Origin of the sequence: Streptomyces sp. NPDC048565, assembly GCF_040650935.1 — a bacterium.
GTDB lineage: Bacteria > Actinomycetota > Actinomycetes > Streptomycetales > Streptomycetaceae > Streptomyces.
Genome location: NZ_JBEZIH010000004.1, coordinates 50,329 through 69,428, shown reverse-complemented (window position 1 = coordinate 69,428; position 19,100 = coordinate 50,329). Strand labels below are relative to the sequence as shown.

The 19,100-nt window shown below is 70.9% G+C and carries 14 protein-coding genes and 1 tRNA gene; 3 read left to right on the top strand and 12 right to left on the bottom strand.

Going from position 1 to position 19,100, the window contains the following annotated elements; genetic code table 11:
- Positions 1-228: 228 nt before the first annotated feature.
- A complete protein-coding gene (locus AB0C75_RS06535; protein ID WP_362887715.1) occupies positions 229-2,118 on the bottom strand; it encodes a long-chain fatty acid--CoA ligase in 1,890 nt (629 codons plus the stop codon).
- Positions 2,119-2,388: 270 nt separating this feature from the next.
- Complete coding sequence (gene lepA, locus AB0C75_RS06530; RefSeq protein WP_362887713.1) at positions 2,389-4,257, bottom strand: translation elongation factor 4; 1,869 nt, start codon at positions 4,255-4,257, stop codon at positions 2,389-2,391.
- Between the two features lie 215 nt (positions 4,258-4,472).
- Here lepA and rpsT point away from each other — a divergent pair, with 215 nt between their 5' ends.
- Positions 4,473-4,739: a 30S ribosomal protein S20 gene (rpsT, locus tag AB0C75_RS06525; RefSeq protein WP_362887711.1), complete on the top strand. Its 267-nt coding sequence runs from the start codon at positions 4,473-4,475 to the stop codon at positions 4,737-4,739.
- Between the two features lie 293 nt (positions 4,740-5,032).
- On the opposite strand, the gene holA is transcribed toward rpsT, so the two are convergent.
- Positions 5,033-6,022, bottom strand: a complete 990-nt coding sequence (holA, locus tag AB0C75_RS06520) for a DNA polymerase III subunit delta (protein WP_362887709.1) — start codon at positions 6,020-6,022, stop codon at positions 5,033-5,035.
- Positions 6,023-6,139: 117 nt separating this feature from the next.
- On the opposite strand from holA, the gene AB0C75_RS06515 reads away from it, so the two are divergent.
- Entirely contained in the window at positions 6,140-6,385 is a 246-nt protein-coding gene (locus tag AB0C75_RS06515; protein WP_362887707.1) for a hypothetical protein, read from the top strand.
- Between the two features lie 179 nt (positions 6,386-6,564).
- On the opposite strand, the gene AB0C75_RS06510 is transcribed toward AB0C75_RS06515, so the two are convergent.
- Together AB0C75_RS06510 and AB0C75_RS06505 are read right to left on the bottom strand one after the other, a co-directional pair.
- The gene (locus AB0C75_RS06510; protein ID WP_362887705.1) at positions 6,565-7,449 is read right to left on the bottom strand and encodes a YceI family protein; all 885 of its coding nucleotides are present in this window, start codon (positions 7,447-7,449) and stop codon (positions 6,565-6,567) included.
- A gap of 249 nt (positions 7,450-7,698) precedes the next feature.
- Positions 7,699-8,601, bottom strand: a complete 903-nt coding sequence (locus AB0C75_RS06505) for an arylamine N-acetyltransferase (protein ID WP_362887703.1) — start codon at positions 8,599-8,601, stop codon at positions 7,699-7,701.
- Positions 8,602-8,701: 100 nt separating this feature from the next.
- On the opposite strand from AB0C75_RS06505, the gene AB0C75_RS06500 reads away from it, so the two are divergent.
- On the top strand, positions 8,702-9,157 hold the full coding sequence (locus AB0C75_RS06500; RefSeq protein WP_362887701.1) for a pyridoxamine 5'-phosphate oxidase family protein: 456 nt from the start codon (positions 8,702-8,704) through the stop codon (positions 9,155-9,157).
- Positions 9,158-9,219: 62 nt separating this feature from the next.
- Here AB0C75_RS06500 and AB0C75_RS06495 read toward each other — a convergent pair whose 3' ends face one another.
- The 7 genes from AB0C75_RS06495 to AB0C75_RS06465 all read right to left on the bottom strand — a co-directional run bounded on the left by AB0C75_RS06495 (position 9,220) and on the right by AB0C75_RS06465 (position 18,841).
- The gene (locus tag AB0C75_RS06495; protein ID WP_362887699.1) at positions 9,220-11,799 is read right to left on the bottom strand and encodes a ComEC/Rec2 family competence protein; all 2,580 of its coding nucleotides are present in this window, start codon (positions 11,797-11,799) and stop codon (positions 9,220-9,222) included.
- Positions 11,796-12,716 carry a ComEA family DNA-binding protein gene (locus AB0C75_RS06490; RefSeq protein WP_362888097.1) on the bottom strand — a complete coding sequence of 307 codons (921 nt, stop codon included), beginning with the start codon at positions 12,714-12,716 and terminating at the stop codon, positions 11,796-11,798. Before AB0C75_RS06490 ends, AB0C75_RS06495 begins: the two co-directional genes overlap by 4 nt.
- A 571-nt stretch (positions 12,717-13,287) precedes the next feature.
- On the bottom strand, positions 13,288-14,133 hold the full coding sequence (locus AB0C75_RS06485; protein WP_362887697.1) for a DegV family protein: 846 nt from the start codon (positions 14,131-14,133) through the stop codon (positions 13,288-13,290).
- A gap of 135 nt (positions 14,134-14,268) precedes the next feature.
- On the bottom strand, positions 14,269-15,024 hold the full coding sequence (locus tag AB0C75_RS06480) for a hypothetical protein (protein ID WP_362887696.1): 756 nt from the start codon (positions 15,022-15,024) through the stop codon (positions 14,269-14,271).
- Between the two features lie 162 nt (positions 15,025-15,186).
- The gene (leuS, locus tag AB0C75_RS06475) at positions 15,187-18,060 is read right to left on the bottom strand and encodes a leucine--tRNA ligase (RefSeq protein WP_362887694.1); all 2,874 of its coding nucleotides are present in this window, start codon (positions 18,058-18,060) and stop codon (positions 15,187-15,189) included.
- 303 nt (positions 18,061-18,363) lie between these two features.
- Positions 18,364-18,436 (bottom strand) — tRNA-Ala (locus tag AB0C75_RS06470).
- 171 nt (positions 18,437-18,607) lie between these two features.
- Positions 18,608-18,841: a hypothetical protein gene (locus AB0C75_RS06465; RefSeq protein ID WP_362887692.1), complete on the bottom strand. Its 234-nt coding sequence runs from the start codon at positions 18,839-18,841 to the stop codon at positions 18,608-18,610.
- Positions 18,842-19,100: the final 259 nt, after the last annotated feature.

Here is a 19,100-nt window from a genome sequence, read left to right as displayed (position 1 = left end):
GCGAAACACCGCTGACGTATCCCGACAGGGTGACAGACCGGGCGCGCCCATAGACGCCGAGTGACGGAAGTGGCCGGAGCCGCACCAGGAACGGACGGGGCCGGTGGGCGCGCCTGCACCCACCGGCCCCGCTCGCACCGGCCCCGCACCCACCGGCCCCGCTCGCAGCTGCGCCGCGCGATCGGCGCTTGCGCCTCGCGACCGGCGCCTACGCCTCGTGATCCGTGCCTACGCCTCGCGGGAGCCCGCGTACATGTCGTCGATGAGGTCCTTGTACTCGCGCTCGACGACCGGCCTCTTCAGCTTGAGGCTGGGCGTCAGCTCACCGTGCTCGATGTCGAGGTCGCGCGGCAGGAGCCGGAACTTCTTGATGGTCTGCCAGCGCTGCAGGCCCTCGTTGAGGCGCCGCACATAGCCCTCGATCAGCTCCACGGTCTGCGGTGACGCCACCACGTCGGCGTACGACCTGTCGCCGAGCCCGTTCTCCTTGGCCCAGCCGACGAGTGTCGGCTCGTCGAGCGCGATGAGGGCGGTGCAGAAGTTACGGTCCGCGCCGTGCACCAGGATGTTGGAGACGAACGGGCACACCGCCTTGAACTGTCCCTCGACCTCCGCCGGGGCGATGTACTTGCCGCCGGACGTCTTGATCAGGTCCTTCTTGCGGTCGGTGATCCGCAGATAGCCGTCCTGGGAGAGTTCGCCGATGTCGCCGGTGTGGAACCAGCCGTCGGACTCCAGCACCTCCGTGGTCTTCTCGGGCAGCCGGTGGTAGCCCTCCATCAGGCCGGGGCCGCGCAGCAGGATCTCGCCGTCGTCCGCGATCCGGACCTCGGTGCCGGGGAGCGGCTTGCCGACGGTCCCGGTGCGGTAGGCCTCGCCGGGGTTGACGAAGGAGGCGGCGCTGGACTCGGTGAGTCCGTAGCCCTCCAGGATGTGGATGCCCGCCCCGGAGAAGAAGAGGCCGATGTCGGGCGCCAGGGCGGCCGAGCCGGAGACACAGGCGCGGAGCTGCCCGCCGAACGCCTCACGGATCTTGGCGAAGACGAGGGTGTCGGCGACCTTGTGCCTGGCGCCGAGCGCGAACGGCACGGAGGCCCTGCCGGTGCGCCGGAAGTTGTCCTGCGACACCGTGGCGTACTCGCGGGCGACCCCGGCCGCCCACTGGAAGATCTTGTACTTGGCGCCGCCACCGGCCCGGGCCTTGGCCGCGACCCCGTTGTAGACCTTCTCGAAGATGCGGGGTACGGCCGCCATATAGGTCGGCCGGACCACCGGGAGGTTCTCGATGATCTTGTCGACGCGCCCGTCGACGGCCGTGACGTGACCGACCTCGATCTGGCCGGACGTGAGCACCTTGCCGAAGACGTGCGCGAGCGGCAGCCAGAGGTACTGGACGTCGTCCGCGGTGATCAGGCCGGTCGCCACGGTCGCCTTGGCCATGTACGACCAGTTGTCGTGCGGCAGGCGTACGCCCTTGGGGCGGCCTGTGGTGCCCGAGGTGTAGATCAGTGTCGCCAGCTGGTCGGGGGTGATCGCCGCGACCCGGTCGGTGATCGCGTCCGGGTTCTTCGCCAGGTGTTCGGCGCCCCTGGCCTCCAGCTCGGCCAGGGTGAGCACCCAGCCCTCGGGGTCGCCCTCCACGGACTCGGCCCCGGCCGGGTCGATGACGACGACATGCGCCAGCTCGGGCAGCCCGGCCCTGTTCTCCCGGGCCTTCGCCAGCTGGGCGGCGTCCTCGGCGATCAGGACGCGACTGTCGGAGTCGGCCAGGATGAAGGCGGACTCCTCGGTGTTCGTCGAGGGGTAGATCGTCGTGGTCGCCGCGCCCGCGCACATCACACCGAGGTCGGCGAGGATCCACTCGACGCGGGTCGACGAGGCGAGCGCGACCCGCTCCTCCGGCTGGACACCCAGGGCGATCAGACCGGCCGCGATAGCGTGGACACGCTCGGCGGCCTGCGCCCAGGTGAGCGACTTCCAGTCGTCCGGGCCCTGGCCCGAGGCGGCCGGCACCGGATAGCGGTACGCCTCCCCGTCCGGGGTTGCCGCCACGCGTTCGATGAAGAGATTCGCCACGGAGGGCGGTCGGCTATCGATCAAGGTCTGTGTGTCGCTCACGACGTCCTCCGGGCCTGCGGCATTGCTACGACCGGCTCATGGGTGCTGCTGCTTGTAAGTCCTGCTTCTCGTTCCCGCTCTGCCTGCTTGGTGAACCAGCCAGTAACTAACTGGCGAGTAACTAACGGGTGGTGATCAGACTAGAGCGAGCGGGACCGTCACGTAAGAGGCAACGGGCCGCCGCTTGATAACGAACCGGGCCCCTGTGCCGCGGACGTCCGCGGCACAGGGGCCCAACAGGCTACTCACGGGTACGAACCGGGATCGACCCTACTTCTTGCCCTTGCCCTCGCCGGCCGACTCGTCGGTCGACAGGACGGAGATGAACGCGTCCTGCGGCACCTCCACGTTGCCGACCATCTTCATCCGCTTCTTGCCTTCCTTCTGCTTCTCCAGCAGCTTCCGCTTACGGGAGATGTCACCGCCGTAGCACTTGGCGAGGACGTCCTTGCGGATGGCGCGGACGGTCTCACGGGCGATGACCCGGGAGCCGATGGCCGCCTGGATCGGCACCTCGAAGTTCTGCCGGGGAATGAGCTTCTGCAGCTTGGCGACGAGCCGGACGCCGTACGCGTACGCCTTGTCCTTGTGCGTGACCGCCGAGAAGGCGTCGACCTTGTCGCCGTGCAGCAGGATGTCGACCTTGACGAGCTGGGCGGACTGCTCGCCGGTGGGCTCGTAGTCGAGCGAGGCGTAACCGCGGGTCTTGGACTTCAGCTGGTCGAAGAAGTCGAAGACGATCTCGGCGAGCGGCAGGGTGTAGCGGATCTCCACCCGGTCCTCGGAGAGGTAGTCCATGCCGAGCAGGGTGCCGCGCCGGTTCTGGCAGAGCTCCATGATCGCGCCGATGAACTCGCTGGGCGCCAGGACCGTGGCCCTGACGACCGGCTCGTGCACCTTGTCGATCTTGCCCTCGGGGAACTCGCTCGGGTTGGTGACGGTGTGCTCGGTGCCGTCCTCCATGTCGACGCGGTAGACCACGTTGGGAGCGGTGGCGATGAGTTCGAGACCGAACTCGCGCTCCAGGCGCTCGCGGATCACGTCGAGGTGCAGCAGGCCGAGGAAGCCGACGCGGAAGCCGAAGCCGAGCGCGGCCGAGGTCTCCGGCTCGTACACCAGGGCGGCGTCGTTGAGCTGGAGCTTGTCCAGGGCCTCACGCAGGTCCGGGTAATCGGAGCCGTCCAGCGGGTAGAGCCCCGAGAACACCATCGGCTTCGGGTCCTTGTAGCCGCCGAGCGCCTCGGTCGCCCCCTTGTTCAGGGAGGTGATGGTGTCACCGACCTTGGACTGCCGGACGTCCTTCACACCGGTGATGATGTAGCCGACCTCGCCCACCCCGATGCCGTCGGCCGGGGTCATCTCCGGAGCGGAGACACCGATCTCCAGCAGCTCGTGGGTGGCGCCCGTCGACATCATCCTGATGCGCTCGCGCTTGTTGAGCTGGCCGTCGACGACCCTCACGTAGGTGACGACACCGCGGTAGGCGTCGTAGACCGAGTCGAAGATCATCGCGCGGGCGGGGGCGTCCGCCTGGCCGACCGGGGGCGGGACGTCCCTGACGACCCGGTCGAGCAGCGCGTCCACGCCGACGCCGGTCTTCGCGGAGACCTTGAGCACGTCCTCGGGCTGGCAGCCGATGAGGTTGGCCAGCTCCTCGGAGAACTTCTCGGGCTGCGCGGCGGGCAGGTCGATCTTGTTGAGCACCGGGACGATGGTGAGGTCGTTCTCCATCGCCAGGTACAGGTTGGCCAGCGTCTGGGCCTCGATGCCCTGAGCCGCGTCGACCAGCAGGATGGTGCCCTCGCACGCGGCCAGCGAACGGGAGACCTCGTAGGTGAAGTCCACGTGGCCCGGGGTGTCGATCATGTTGAGGATGTGGGTCGAGCCCTTGTCCTCGGTGGGCGCCCACGGCAGACGTACCGCCTGGGACTTGATGGTGATGCCGCGCTCGCGCTCGATGTCCATCCGGTCGAGATACTGAGCGCGCATCTGCCGCTGGTCGACCACTCCCGTCAGCTGGAGCATCCGGTCGGCAAGCGTCGACTTGCCGTGGTCGATGTGCGCGATGATGCAGAAGTTGCGGATCAGCGCCGGGTCGGTACGGCTCGGCTCGGGCACGTTGGTAGGAGTCGCGGGCACGCAGGGTCCTGATTCTTGAGACGTCGGACGCCGTGTCTCGGGTCGATGTCGGGTCGGACGGATCGATACGTAGCCTCCATGCTCCCACGCCTGCGGGGCCGGGACCGGTTTGGGCCGGTCCGAGGGTGACTGCTACCGTGGGCAGCTGTGCCTCGTGGCCCTCAGAAGCGGCGTGGCGCACATAGAAGATCCAACGAACCTGAAAAGGCTCTTTCGTGGCGAACATCAAGTCCCAGATCAAGCGGAACAAGACGAACGAGAAGGCGCGCCTGCGCAACAAGGCCGTCAAGTCCTCGCTCAAGACCTCGATCCGCAAGGCCCGTGAGGCAGCCGCTGCCGGTGACGTCGAGAAGGCCACTCTGGCCGTCCGCGACGCCTCCCGTCAGCTCGACAAGGCTGTCTCGAAGGGTGTCATCCACAAGAACGCAGCCGCCAACAAGAAGTCGGCGCTGTCGCTCAAGGTTGCCGCCCTCCAGGGCTGAGCTACTGATGTGATCGCCGGAACGGACTCAGCGGGCCCTCTCTCCCGCTCCTGACCGGCACCCGTGCCGCACACCGAACCTGCGTTCGCCACGCGGGTGCGGCACACCAAGCGTGAACCGAAGGCCCCGGCCACGTCCTCCCCAGGACGACGGCCGGGGCTTTCGCATGTGTGGGCGGGCGTGCCGCCCTGCGAGGCGTACGCGTGCTCTGCGAGCGCGTGCGCACGGTGGGAGCGTTCGCCCGGCGAGGGCTTGTTGCCCTGTGCGGTCAGGTCAGGTCTGGTCTGGTCTGGTCAGCGGCCGCCGGAGCGTGCCGCGCGGGCGACGGCGACCACGGCCTTCTCCAGGGCGTACTCCGGGTCGTCCCCGCCGCCCTTCACCCCGGCATCGGCCGCCGCGACCGCGACCAGGGCCGCCGCCACTCCGTCGGGTGTCCATCCGCGCATCTGCTGGCGGACCCGGTCGATCTTCCAGGGCGGCATACCGAGCTCGCGGGCCAGGTCGGCAGGCCGGCCGCCCCGGGCCGAGGAGAGCTTGCCGATCGCCCGGACGCCCTGCGCGAGTGCGCTGGTGATCAGGACGGGGGCGACTCCGGTGGACAGCGACCACCGCAGCGCCTCCAGCGCGTCCGCCGCCCGCCCCTCGACCGCACGGTCGGCGACCGTGAATGAGGATGCCTCCGCCCGGCCCGTGTAGTAACGACCCACGACGGCCTCGTCGATCGTGCCTTCGACGTCCGATACCAGCTGTGAGACGGCGCTCGCCAGCTCCCGCAGGTCGCTCCCGATGGAGTCCACCAGCGCCTGGCACGCCTCGGGGGACGCCGAGCGTCCGAGCGCCCGGAACTCCGACCGTACGAAGGACAGCCGCTCGGCCGGCTTGGTGGTCTTGGGGCACGCCACCTCGCGCGCCCCCGCCTTCCGCACCGCGTCCAGCAGGCCCTTGCCCTTGGCGCCGCCGGCGTGCAGGAGCACGAGGGTGATCTCCTCGGCGGGGGCGCCCAGGTACGCCTTGACGTCCTTGACGGTGTCTGCGGAGAGGTCATGCGCGTTGCGCACGATCACCACCTTGCGCTCGGCGAAGAGCGAAGGGCTGGTGAGCTCAGCGAGCGTGCCGGGCTGCAGCTGGTCCGATGTGAGGTCGCGGACGTCCGTGTCGGCGTCGGAAGCGCGGGCCGCGGCCACCACATGCTGCACGGCACGGTCCAGGAGCAGGTCTTCCTGGCCCACGGCGAGCGTGACGGGGGCGAGCGGGTCGTCGGTGGAACTACGTCTGGTGGCCATCGCGGTCCAGCATCCCACGCCCCTGTGACAGGGCCGCAGGACAGCCTCCCCGGGCGCACGGAACCGGGGAGGCCTCCCTGGCGCACCGCCCGGACCGGCGTACCGGAGAATGTCCGGGTGAGCGATGTGAGACATGTGCTGGTACTGCCCGACCGCGACGCGGCCGAGGAGGTCGCCGGGGAGCTGTCCGACCGGTTCGGCGTCACTGAGGAGCCACAGCTCGTGCGGGACGCACTGGCCGGCGAGGACGACGCCGAGGACGCCCAGTGGCTGGTGGTGGTGGAGGACCCGGCCGCCCGGCTGGACTCCGCAGCGCTCGACGCGTTCGCCGCGGAGTACGAAGGCTGGCTGGAGGCGCCGTAGAGGCCCGGCCGGACGCCGGTGCGGTGCTGGTGCGGCGGTGCGGTGGTGCGGTGGGCCCCGGTGCGGGGGTGCCGGATACGGCGGGCCGGTGAGGTGCCGGTGCGGGGGTACCGGATACGGCGGGCCGGTGAGGTGCCGGTGCTGCGGGCCCGGTCCGGTGCTGGTGCGGCGGGCCGGTGTCAGCCCTTGGGGACGATCTGGATGTCCATCTCGATCGTGATGCTCGGGCCGACCACGGCGATGCCGCGCGCCAGCATCGTCTGCCATGTGAGCGTGAAGTCCTCGCGGTGCAGCTCGGTGGTCGCCCGGCAGGCGGCGCGGGTCTCGCCCTCCAGGCCGTTGCCCACACCGAGGTACTGGGTGTCCAGCGTGACGGTGCGGCTCACGCCGTGCAGGGTGAGCGCCCCGGTGACGCCCCAGCGGGTGCCGCCCCGGTGGACGAAGCGATCGCTGTAGAACTCGAGGGTCGGGTAGCGCGCGACGTCGAGGAAGTCAGCGGACCGCAGGTGGTCGTCGCGCATCTGGACGTTCGTGTCGATCGACGAGGCGTCGATGATGACGTGCATGGCGGAGTCCTCCATGCGGTCGGCGATCCGCACGGCACCGGCGAAGGTGTTGAACCTGCCGTGGATGCGGGCCATGCCGATGTGCCGTGCCGTGAAGGCGATCTGGGTGTGCGAGGGCTCGATCTCCCACTCACCCGGGTCGGGCAGCTGCGGGGGCTGGGCGACCTGCAGGGTGACGTCGCCGAGGCTCGCGTGACCGGACTCGGCCACGGCGGCCGAGCCGTGGAAGGGCGTGAAGCCCTCGGCCGTGACGCCCAGACGGTAGTCGCCAGAAGGGACGGTGGCGACGACGTTCCCGAAGGGGTCCGTCTCTCCGCCGACGACCTTGCGGCCCGCGCTGTCGGTGACGACGAATTCGGCCTGTCGCACGGGCTCGGACACGGGGTCCAGCACCCGGCAGCTCAGCACTCCGGCGTTCTGCGGCACCTGGAGTCCGGCGAGGCCGTTGCTCTGTGCGGTGCCGGACTTCGCTCTGCTGCCTAGCCAACGACCGAACATGCGCACGTACTCCCAGGGGCGGTTATCAACTCGGACCCATGACAGCCGGACGTCGTTGTCGGAGCAGCGGCCCGCCGACGAATACGCATTCGACCACTGTTGCGACGTTCGAGGCAAACGCTGCAGCTCAGAGTGGGTTGTGGGCTGCTGTGCGTCACTGTCCGCAGGTACTACCGAAGATCCGTATTGACCGATATCCGGAATCGGCTATCCGAATTCGGCTATCCGGACTCAACAACCGGTGTCCGCTCACCCACACTGCCGCCTCACCGCGGGCGGGTGGGCGAGCGTCAGACCGAAGTGGTCGCGATAGGCGGCCAGCACCTCGGCGTCGTCGTTCAGCTCCGTCTCCTGCCGCTCGCCCCGCGCGGTGGTGATCAGGGTGCGTCCCCGAAGCGTCACCCGGCCGTCCTCGGTGCGCCGGGAGCAGATGAGGGACCGGGTGAAGCGGGACTCCGGCGAGGTGCGGTGGTACCAGGAACCCGCCCGGAAGTCGGCGAGCACCCGCGGCCGTGGATCCAGCCGGAACTCCCGCGAGCCGTCGCACAGCAGATCGAGGTCTCCCCCGGGCGCCTCCCGGAAGCGGAACCTGCCGCACGGATCGTCCTGTTCGGTGCGCACCTCCAGATCCAGCGGGTGCAGGGCGTGGTCGCCGAACCCGACGTCGGCCAGCCAAGGCCCCGTACCGTCGTCGGTCTCCACGCGCAGTGCCATGTGGTCGTACGGGATGCCGAGGCGTCCACCGTCGCCGAACACCCGCGCCTGGAGCAGGGTGACGCGGAAGCCCAGCTCGCGCAGCAGTGCGGCGAAGGCGCCGTTGAGCTCGTAGCAGAAGCCGCCCCGGCGGTCCTCGACGACCTTGGCGACGAGCCTCTCCGTCTCCAGGACGATGTCCTGGCCGAGGTGGATCGAGAGGTTCTCGAACGGCACGGTCATCAGGTGGCGGAGCTGTAGCTCGCGCAGCGCCCCGGTATCGGCGCGGGAGGGCCGTACCGCACCGACGCGTTCCAGATAGGCGTCCACCCAGGCGGCTCCGGAGCCGGGGGCAGTGACGGGGGCAGAGGCAGTGGCGGGGCCAGTGACGGGGGCAGTGGCGAGGGCAGTGGCGGGGGCAGGCGCCTGCTGCCGTGGTTCCTCGTTCGTACGGGCCATACGGGAAGTCTGTCGCGCCGCGTCGGGCGGCGCCATGAGTCCACCGACCTAGGACCGCGGGCCGATGTGGCGGGGGATGCCCGTGGCTAGCGTGTCGGCCATGACGGAGCGAGAAGCGGCACGCGGCCCGGAAGAGCGCAAGCAGGACACACTCGATCGCCTGGAGAAGGACGAAGACGTATGGGTGGCGACGTCCTCCGCCGACGGTGTGCCGTGTCTGGTGCCGCTGTCGTTCGTGTGGGACCGGGGCACGCTGCTGATGGCCACACGGCGCACCAATCCGACGGCGGTGAACCTGACTCCGTCCGGGCAGGCCAGGGTCACACTCGGGCACACCCGCGATGTGGTGCTGATCGAGGGGACGGCGGAGGTCGTGGAAGGGGCGGACCTGCCCGCCGGGTCGGGGGGCGCCTTCGCCGAAAAGCTGCACTGGGACCTGCGCGGACGCCCCGCCTGGGTGTATCTGCGCCTCACTCCGCACGCCGTCAAGGCGTGGCGCGAGGTGAACGAACTGGCCGGACGCGAGCTGATGCGCGACGGCACCTGGCTGGTCTGACAGCGGCTGCCGGACGCCGCTCCGGTCGTACCCGAGGTTCATGTCCTGCTCGCACCCGGGGTTCATGACCTGCCTGCCGCACGCAGCTCCGCGCCCGAACCCGTCACCGCGATCGCACCGTGGACGTCGGTGCGCAGCACCTTCGCCCCCGCCGCTTCGAGCGCTTCGAGCGTACGGGCAGCCGGGTGACCGTACGGATTGTCCGCGCCGCAGCTGATCAGCGCGATTCTCGGGTGTGCGCTACGCAGGAGCGCGGGGTCCTGGTGGGCGGAGCCATGGTGCGCGACCTTCAGCACGTCCACCCGGGGCAGTGCCGGGTGGCCGCGCAACACCCCCTGCTGCGCCGGAGGTTCGAGATCGCCGAGGAGCAACAGGCTCAGGCCGCCCGAGCGGACGAGGAGGGTGACGCTGGAATCGTTGGGCTCCTCGGTCGGATAGGACGGCCCCGTGCCCGGTGCCCCGGCCTCGGGCCAGAGCACCTGCCAGTCGAGAGGTCCCGTCCGACGCCGCTCCCCCGGTACGGCCCTGACCACCGGGACGTGCGCCGCCGCTGCCGTCCTCTTGACGAAGGCCGCCTGCTCCTTCGGTTCATCGAGGCTCGTCGTCTGGATCATGCCGACCTCCCGGCCGCCCAACGCACCGGGCAGGCCGCGCACATGGTCGGCATGGAAGTGGGTCAACAGCAGCAGAGGCACACGGGTGATACCCAGGTCGCGCAGGCACCCGTCCACGAGGCGGGGCTCAGGGCCGGTGTCCACGACCACTCCCGCGCCGTCCCCGGCGGCGAGCACCATGGCGTCCCCCTGCCCCACGTCACAGAGCGCGAAGGACCAGCCCGGTGGCGGCCATCCCGTCATGAACCGGGTGAGCGGCACCGGTCTCAGCACCGCGAGCACCAGCAGGAGCGCAGCCGCGGAGCAGACCCAGGGGTGGCGGGCCAGGCGGCGGGCCGACAGCACCAACAGGGCCGTGAGGAACGCCAGGAGGGCCGCACCGCGCCAGCCGCCCGGCCAGTCGGCCTCCGCCCCAGGAAGCGCGGCCCCGGTGCGGGCCACGGACGCGATCCACCCGACCGGCCATCCGGCGATCCTGGCCAGCACTTCGGCCGCCGGCATCGCCACGGGAGCCACGGCGAGCGCGGCGAAACCCAGGACCGTCGCCGGTGCCACCGCGAACTCGGCCAGCAGATTGCACGGAATCGCCACCAGGCTGACCCGCGACGCGAGGACCACCACCACGGGCCCGCAGACCGCCTGGGCGGCGCCCGCTGCGGCCAGCACCTCGGCAAGCCGCGTGGGAACCCCGTGCCGCTGAAGGGCGTCGCTCCACCTCGGCGCAAGGGTGAGGAGTGCACCGGTGGCGAGGACGGACAACAGGAAGCCGTAACTCCGGGCCAGCCACGGGTCGTACAGCACCAGCAGCAGAACGGCCGTGGCCAGTGCGGGAATCAGCGATCTGCGCCTACCCGTCCCGATGGCGAGCAGGGTGATCAGGCCGCAGGCGGCCGCGCGCAGGACGCTCGGCTCCGGGCGGCACACGAGCACGAAGGCGAGCGCGATGCCGCCACCGGTCAAGGCGGTCATGCGCAGGGAGATGCCCAGCCGGGGTGCCAGGCCGCGGCGCTCACTGCGCGATGCGCTTCCCGGCGGGCCGATGAGCAGGAAGAGCAGAATTGACAGGTTGGAACCCGACACGGCGAGCAGGTGGGTGAGGTCGGTGGCCTTGAAGGCATCGTGCATGTCGGGCGGAACCCGCGAGATGTCGCCGACGACCAACCCCGGCAGGAGGGCCCGCGCATCGGCGTCCAGCCCCTCGCTGGCCTCCCGCAGCCCTGCCCGCAGCCGCCCCGCCACGCGTTGCAGAAGGCCGGGCTCCGTGATGACCGCCGGTGGGCCGTCCGCGTCGATGGCGAGCACGGCTGCGATCCGCTCCCCCTCGTGACGCGGTGGAGCGAGCCGCCCGCTGATGCGGAGCCCCGTCGAGGGCAGCAGCCGCTGCCACCGCTCCGCCGTGCCACCCGGGGAGACCATGAGCAGCACCGGGGTGCGGAGCTTGGTGACCGTGCCGTCGGGGGCGGTCAGCCGGTCGATCTCGGCGTCCAGGAGCAGGGATTCGGGCGTGCTGTGGTCGCCCAGCACCCGCGGCCGGGTACGCCGGGGATCGGAGGTGACGGTGACCTCCGCCACGACCCGCGCATACGACTGCGCCAGCGCGGGGACGGGACCGCTGCGGGAATCCGCGCCGTGGAGTCCGGCCGCCGCAGCACCGGCCGCCGCGCAGAGCAGCACCCCGGCCACAGCCGTGGGGCGCGTCCCCGCACGCGGGAGCGGCGCAGCCGGCCCGGTGGATCCGAGCGCCGGGCCGACCCGCACGGCCCGGGCCACCCGCCCCGGGGGACCCACCCCGCCTCGGGACCCGGCTCGCGCCACGATCCGGGGTACGGCGACGAGGCCCAGCCCCACGCACCCGAGGAGAATCGCACCGGCCGCCACCCACCGGCCCGGCGCCCCCAGGGCCAGCACGGACGCCGCCCAGGCCGCCAGCGCGGGAGGGACCAGCCGCAGATCGGCGGGAGCCTCCTGGCGCGGGTCCGCAGCGCCCAGCCGTCGGCCCGAGTCCGTGTGGACGTCCGGAGTGCTCATGGCCTGACCAGCGGCTGGAGCTCCGCGAACCGGCGTTCGCCGATGCCGTTGACCTCACGGAGCTCATCGACGGAGCGGTAACCCCCGTGCTCGGCGCCGTAGTCGACGATGTGCTGGGCCAGCACCGGCCCGACACCGGGCAGGGTTTCGAGCTGCTCGGCCGTGGCCGTGCCGAGGCTCACCTGCCCCCCTGGCCCGACCCCTCCCGCCGTGGAGCCGCCCGCTCCCGGGCCGCCCGGGCCTGGAGGTGGCGGTGCGCCGGGCAGGCCCACCGCCACCTGCTCGCCGTCCGTCAGGACACGTGCCTGGTTGAGCGCGGTGACATCGGCGCCCTCACGGACACCTCCCGCGGCACGCAGGGCATCCACGACGCGGGAGCCGGCCGGCAGGTGCTGGATCCCAGGGCGGCGCACCTTGCCGCTGACATCGACGACGATCTGCCCGCCGGGCGAGGCGCCGGTCCGCGGCCCCGCGTCCGGACCGGGCGAGGCGCCCGGCAGCTGCTGGGCGCTCGGGGACTCCGCCCCTCCCGCCTGGACAGCGGCGGCCTCCGTGACCCGGTCGGGAGCGTGTACGGCCTCGGGGCGGGCCGACCAGAAGTGCACCGCCGCGAACACCGCGGCCCCGACCAGGACGACGGCCAGCGCGGCGAGCGCGCGTGGCTCCAGACCGCACCGCAGCTGCACCCACAGGGGTAACCGGTCACGCAGAGCGGGGCCGGCCTCTCGCCACCACGGTGTCCGCGTGGTGGAGCCCCCGCCGGCTCCACCAAGCAGCGGGACCGACGGCTGGGCGGGCGGGTCCGTCGGGGACCCGGCATCGGGCGTCGGGCGCGGCGGACGGGCCGCCCAGGAAGGTGTCGGGCGCCCCCGCCCGGCCCCACCGGACGGCGCGGGCTCCGACACCGGCACCGGCACGGAGGGCGCCGGACCGGAGGACGCCGGACCGGAGGTGGCCAGGTTCGCGGACCTGGCCGCGACCCGGTCGGCGGCCATGAGTGCGTCCGCGCGGAGCCGGGAGGCGGCCGCGATCTCGGCGCCCGCTCCGCGCTCGGCGCGCCGTCGGCGCCCACCCCGTGCGCCGGACGTGTGGATGGCCGCACGGCCGGGCGAGGTGCCGGCCGCCCCGCCGGGGCGGACACCGGGCCCCCTCCTGGCACGTCCCGCCGCCGCACCGGCCCCATGGGACACAGGCAGCGCGGCACGGTCCGTGGCCCGATGTGTGAGCGGGCGCGTGGGCGGCCCCGTGGGTGGATCCATGGCCGCGTGCGCGGGCAGATCCGCGGGCAGATCCGCGGACCGGCGTGCGGGAGGCGCTGGCGCGGCGGCTGTGAGGCTCAGCTCGTCGATGGCACGACCCGTGACGAGAAGCGATCGGAAGGTCATGCCTCAGGACGCTAGACACTTCCGAGGAAATCTGCCGAGCTGCCCCAAATACAGTGGATAACTCACCAGTTGTGAATAACTTCGTCACCCGCCGGGGTGGAATTCAGCGCGGCGCGACCACTGCTCCCAGCAGCCCAGGACCGGTGTGCGCCCCGATCACCGCGCCCACCTCGCTCACATGCAGGTCGACAAGGCCCGGAACCCTCCCCCGCAGCCGCTCCGCCAGCCGCTCCGCCCCTTCAGGAGCGGCCAGATGATGGACGGCGATGTCCACGGCACCCGTGCCGGCCCGCGCGGCGACGATTTCCTCCAGCCGCGCGACCGCCTTGGACGCCGTCCGCACCTTCTCCAGCATCTCGATGCGTCCGCCGTCGAGTTGAAGGAGAGGCTTGACCGCCAGGGCCGACCCCAGCAGCGCCTGGGCCGCGCCGATGCGCCCGCCCCTGCGCAGGTAGTCCAGCGTGTCGACGTAGAAGAACGCCGATGTCCCCGCCGCCCGCTTCTCGGCTGCCGCGACCGCCTCGTCCAGGCCGCCGTCCGCCTCGGCGACCTCGGCCGCGGTGAGCGCGCTGAAGCCCAGGGCCATGGCCACCATGCCGGTGTCGACCACACGCACCGGCACGGGTGCGTCCTTCGCGGCGACCACGGCGGCGTCGTACGTACCGGAGAACTCGGCCGACAGATGGAGCGAGACGATGCCGGAGGCCCCCGCATCGGCCGCTGCGCGGTAGGCGGCGGCGAAGACGTCAGGGCTGGGCCGTGACGTGGTCACGGAGCGGCGCTTCTGCAGTGCCAGGGCCAGCGATCTGGCCGAGATCTCCGTGCCTTCCTCCAGTGCCTGATCACCCAGGACGACGGTCAGCGGCACCGCGGTGATGCCGTGCCGTTCCATCGTCTGAGGCGGCAGGTAGGCCGTTGAATCGGTGACGATCGCGACATGGCGGGACATGAGCCGGAGATTACCTTCCAGGGCGGGAGCTCGGCAGCCCGGGACCGACCTGCTGATCATTTCCGGTCCGCCCGGCATCCATCCCTGGCCCGCCTCGGTTCTTCGGAAGACGTCAGGACCCGCCGTCGGCGCGAGTCAGTTCGTGGTTTCCGGCCTGGCGGACTTCTGCCACGGATACCCCGTGCGCAGCCTCGCGTCCGGAGCCGTGAGCGACGGAGGCGGGGACGTGGGCGGAGGGGGCGTCGTGGCCGAGGAGGACGTCGCGGAAGAGGGTGTGGTGGAAGAGGCCTCATCGGCGGGCCCGCTCCAGCTTCGTCCGGTCGTCCCGTCCGGTGCCGCGGGCTCCTCGGTCGTCCAGTGGCGCAGCGCCCCGGCCTCCAGGTCGATCTGTGCGTTCAGCGCGGACAGATCGTCGTCGGCGAACCGCTTGGCCCTGTCACGCGCCGCCCAGCGCAGCGACTCGGCCGAGTGCGTGATGTGCTCGGTGCGCTCCTTCAGGCCCGGCAGCAGCGAGGCCACCGTCGCCCGGTCCGGCTCGCGCTCCAAGCGCTTGAGCTCGTCGTCGAGCTCGTGTCCGTGCACGCTCAGGCGCCGGAAGAGCTCCAGCGACTCCGAGAGGGAGCCGTCCTGCGCCACCCCGGCGTTCAGCGTGTCCTGGGTGGCCCGCATGGATGTACGCAGTGTGAGCCTCAGCTGTGCGAGCTCCCCCTGCACGCCCGGCTGGCCGTAGCTCTTGGCCCACAGGGCGGTGTTCTCGACCGAGCGGCGCGCCTGCGTCACCGTCCGGTCCACACCGCGCTTGGCCGCGCGCACCGTCTTCACACCGGCATACACCCCGAGCGCCACGAAGGCCACGAACAGCAGCGCCAGGATCAGGATCACGGCTTCCATGAACGCCCCTCGGGTCGTCGGGCGGGCCGCCGGTGTGCGGTCACCCCTTCCACCGTAAACGGAACAGGCAGGTTGGGGGTTCCACCGGAACCCCCAACCTGCCCGTAGGGGAAAGCCCTGGCACGCCTGCCGGGGCCTCCCGCCAGGACCGCCCCGGTGCCGTTAAGCGGGAACGATGTTGACCAGCTTCGGCGCCCGCACGATCACCTTGCGGATCCCGGCCCCTCCCAGCGCGGCGACGACGTTCCCGTCGGCCAGGGCCAGCGCCTCCAGCTCCGCGTCCGAGATCGACGGGGAGATCTCCAGGCGCGCCTTGACCTTGCCCTTGACCTGCACCACACAGGTGACGGTCTCGTCCACGACGTACGCCGGGTCCGCGACCGGGAAGTCCTGGTGCACGACGGACCCGGTGTGGCCCAGCCGGCGCCACAGCTCCTCCGCCACATGCGGCGCCAACGGCGCGACCAGCAGTACCAGCCGCTCCGCGACCGACCGCGCCAGCGGACCGCCCGCCTTCGTCAGGTGGTTGTTCAGCTCCGTGACCTTGGCGATGGCCGTGTTGAAGCGCATCCCCGCCATGTCCTGGCCGACACCGTCGATGGCCTTGTGCAGCGCCCTCAGCGTGTCCTCGCCGGGCTCCGTGTCCACGACGGTGACCTCGCCGGTCTCCTCGTCGACGACATTGCGCCACAGACGCTGCAGCAGCCGGAACTGGCCGACGACGGCCCTGGTGTCCCAGGGACGCGAGACGTCCAGCGGGCCCATGGCCATTTCGTACAGCCGCAGGGTGTCCGCCCCGTACTCGCCGAAGATCTCGTCGGGCGTCACGGCGTTCTTCAGGGACTTGCCCATCTTGCCCAGGACGCGGCTGACCTTCTCGCCGGCGTAGTAGTACGCCCCGTCGCGCTCCTCGACCTCGGCGGCCGGGACGGCGATACCGCGGCTGTCCCGGTAGACGAAGGCCTGGATCATGCCCTGGTTGTACAGCTTGTGGAACGGCTCGACGGACGAGATGTGCCCCAGGTCGTGCAGCACCTTCGACCAGAAGCGGGCGTACAGCAGGTGCAGCACGGCGTGCTCGGCACCGCCGACGTACAGGTCGACGCCGCCGGTCGGCTGTCCCTCGCGCGGCCCCATCCAGTACTGCTCGACCGCCGGGTCGACCAGCCGCTGGTCGTTGTGCGGGTCCAGGTAGCGCAGCTCGTACCAGCAGGAACCGGCCCAGTTGGGCATGGTGTTGGTCTCGCGGCGGTAACTCCGCAGACCGGCACCGTCGCCCAGGTCCAGGGTGACGTTCACCCAGTCGGCGTTCCGGGACAGCGGGGTCTCGGGCCGGGTGTCGGCGTCCTCCGGGTCGAAGGTGCGCGGCGAGTAGTCCTCGACCTCGGGCAGTTCCAGCGGCAGCATCGACTCCGGCAGCGCGTGGGCGATGCCCTCCTCGTCGTACACGATGGGGAAGGGCTCGCCCCAGTAGCGCTGACGGCTGAACAGCCAGTCACGCAGCCGGAAGTTGACGGTGCCCTCGCCGACACCCTGCGCCTGCAGCCACTCGGTGATCTTCGCCTTGGCGTCGACGACGCCCAGGCCGTCCAGCGAGATCTCCTCGTTGGCGGAGTTGACCAGCTTGGCCTCGTACGAGGAGAACGCGTTCTCCCATGTCGAGGGGTCCAGGCCCCGGTCGTCCGAGGGCTCGACGACGCAGCGCATCGGCAGCTCGAAGGCGCGCGCGAAGGCGAAGTCGCGCGCGTCGTGCGCCGGTACGGCCATGATCGCGCCGGTTCCGTAGCCCATCAGGACGTAGTCGGCGATGAAGACGGGGACCTTCTCGCCGCTGACCGGGTTGGTCGCGTAGGCCCCGGTGAAGACACCGGTCTTGTCCTTGGCCTCCGCCTGGCGCTCCACATCGGACTTGGCCGCGGCCTGCTTGCGGTAGGCGGTGACGGCCTCGGCCGGGTTGGCGTGGCCGCCGGTCCACACCGGGTGGGTCCCCTCGGGCCAGGCGGCGGGGATGATCCGCTCGACCAGCTCGTGCTCGGGGGCCAGCACCATGTAGGTCGCGCCGAACAGGGTGTCCTGACGGGTCGTGAAGACGGTGATGTCCCCCGCCCCGTCGACGGGGAAGCCGACTCGCGCGCCCTCGGAGCGGCCGATCCAGTTGCGCTGCTGCAGCTTGATCGCCTCGGGCCAGTCCAGCCCGTCCAGATCGTCCAGCAGCCGGTCGGCGTAGGCGGTGATGCGCATGTTCCACTGGCGCAGCTTGGACTTGAAGACCGGGAAATTGCCGCGCTCGGAGCGGCCGTCGGCCGTCACCTCCTCGTTGGCCAGCACGGTGCCGAGGCCGGGCGCCCAGTTGACGGGGGCGTCCGAGGCGTACGCCAGGCGGTAGTGCCCCAGGATGTCGGCGCGGTCGGCGGTGCTCAGCTCGTCCCACCGGCCACCGCCGGGTACCGGGCGCTCACCGCTCTCGAACTGCGCGACCAGTTCGGCGATCGGGCGGGCCCGGTCGGCCTCGGTGTCGTACCAGGAGTTGAAGATCTGCAGGAAGATCCACTGGGTCCACCTGTAGTACTCAGCGTCGATCGTCGCGAAGGAACGGCGCTTGTCGTGACCCAGGCCCAGCCGGCGCAGCTGGGTCTTCATGTTCTCCATGTTGGCCTCGGTGGAGGCCCGCGGATGCGTGCCCGTCTGCACGGCGTACTGCTCGGCCGGCAGGCCGAAGGCGTCGAAACCCAGGGTGTGCAGGACGTTGTGCCCGGTCATCCGCTGGTGGCGGGCGTAGACGTCGGTGGCGATGTAGCCCAGCGGGTGGCCGACATGCAGTCCGGACCCCGAGGGGTACGGGAACATGTCCATGATGAACTTCTTCGGCTTGGCGGACAGCTCCGGATCGCCCGCCAGGTCACCGGTCGGGTTGGGCGCCTCGTACGTCCCCTCGGCGTCCCAGAAGTCCTGCCAGCGTGCCTCGATGTCGGCGGCCATCGCTGCCGTGTAGCGGTGCGGCGCGGCCACCTCGGCCGCGGTATTCGTCTCGCTCATGATCCTCAAAGCTCCATCGATCGTCATCTGCCGGCGCCCACGTCTACGGACACACGTCTACGGAAACGAAAAATCCCCTCGCACAGGAGGGGACGCCGCGCCGAATCCGACCAGGCGTTCTCACCGGTCGGAAATGATCAGCGCGGCTCGCTAAGCAGAAGGCGTACGGCACGCATGGCGTCAGGGTACCGCACGGGCCCGTCGCCCGGCCCGGCCCGGCGAGGACGGAGACGGAGACGGACGGAGACGGACGAAGACGACAAGAAGCGGGCCACCCGATTCGGATGACCCGCTTCTTCACTGTGGAGCTAAGGAGAATTGAACTCCTGACCTCCTGCATGCCATGCAGGCGCTCTACCAACTGAGCTATAGCCCCGTGCCGTGAAGTGCGCCGCCGGGTTTCCCTGGCGACATCGAGAACATTACACGGTCCCGGCGGCCCATCAAAAATCGTTTCCACTCTGTCCACATATGACCGGTGCGGAACGCCCTGACCAGCGGTTGCTCCGTGGGAGCAGCTGGAGCAGCCTGCTCCTGAGGCACCGGGTCAGGCGGTGGCGAAGGAGTAGAAGCGCTTGAGTGTGCAGTGCTCCTCGAGGAGCCGACCATAGATGGGCTCCCCCTCGAGCTCGCGGTACGTCTCGATGGGGTCCCCTTTTATGATCAGCGCCCGCGCGCATTCCTCGCACCAGTACTGGAACGCCGCGTTGACAGGGTCCATGTCCCGGACGATGGGCGTACCGCTGCCGCACCAGTCGCACTTCCGCCTGTGTGCACCCATCCGGTCAGCTCCGGGGGCGGCCGCAGGCCGTGCACGTGGCGAAGAGGCGGAGGGTGGAGCGGTGGGTCGCCGTGGGGGTAAGGGGCGGGCCCGGGGCCCGTACGCGGCTCGCAGGCATCGCGCTCCCTCCCGATCGGTCCGTCGCCCCCTCCGGCGCTCCGATTCTGCCATGGCCTCGCAAGAGGGTCAGCCCGACGAGCGTCCCGACCGCGCGCCTTCGCCCCGCAGGAAGGGCGCCGGATCGTCCGGCGTACCCGCG

Bases quoted from the DNA above. Each gene is read 5' to 3' on its own strand.
- AB0C75_RS06505 (WP_362887703.1), bottom strand. From the start codon at position 8,601: ATGGCCCGTACGAACGAGGAACCACGGCAGCAGGCGCCTGCCCCCGCC.
- AB0C75_RS06465 (WP_362887692.1), bottom strand. From the start codon at position 18,841: ATGGGTGCACACAGGCGGAAGTGCGACTGGTGCGGCAGCGGTACGCCC.
- AB0C75_RS06495 (WP_362887699.1), bottom strand. From the start codon at position 11,799: ATGAGCACTCCGGACGTCCACACGGACTCGGGCCGACGGCTGGGCGCT.
- holA (WP_362887709.1), bottom strand. From the start codon at position 6,022: ATGGCCACCAGACGTAGTTCCACCGACGACCCGCTCGCCCCCGTCACG.
- AB0C75_RS06510 (WP_362887705.1), bottom strand. From the start codon at position 7,449: ATGTTCGGTCGTTGGCTAGGCAGCAGAGCGAAGTCCGGCACCGCACAG.
- AB0C75_RS06480 (WP_362887696.1), bottom strand. From the start codon at position 15,024: ATGGAAGCCGTGATCCTGATCCTGGCGCTGCTGTTCGTGGCCTTCGTG.
- AB0C75_RS06485 (WP_362887697.1), bottom strand. From the start codon at position 14,133: ATGTCCCGCCATGTCGCGATCGTCACCGATTCAACGGCCTACCTGCCG.
- leuS (WP_362887694.1), bottom strand. From the start codon at position 18,060: ATGAGCGAGACGAATACCGCGGCCGAGGTGGCCGCGCCGCACCGCTAC.
- AB0C75_RS06500 (WP_362887701.1), top strand. From the start codon at position 8,702: ATGACGGAGCGAGAAGCGGCACGCGGCCCGGAAGAGCGCAAGCAGGAC.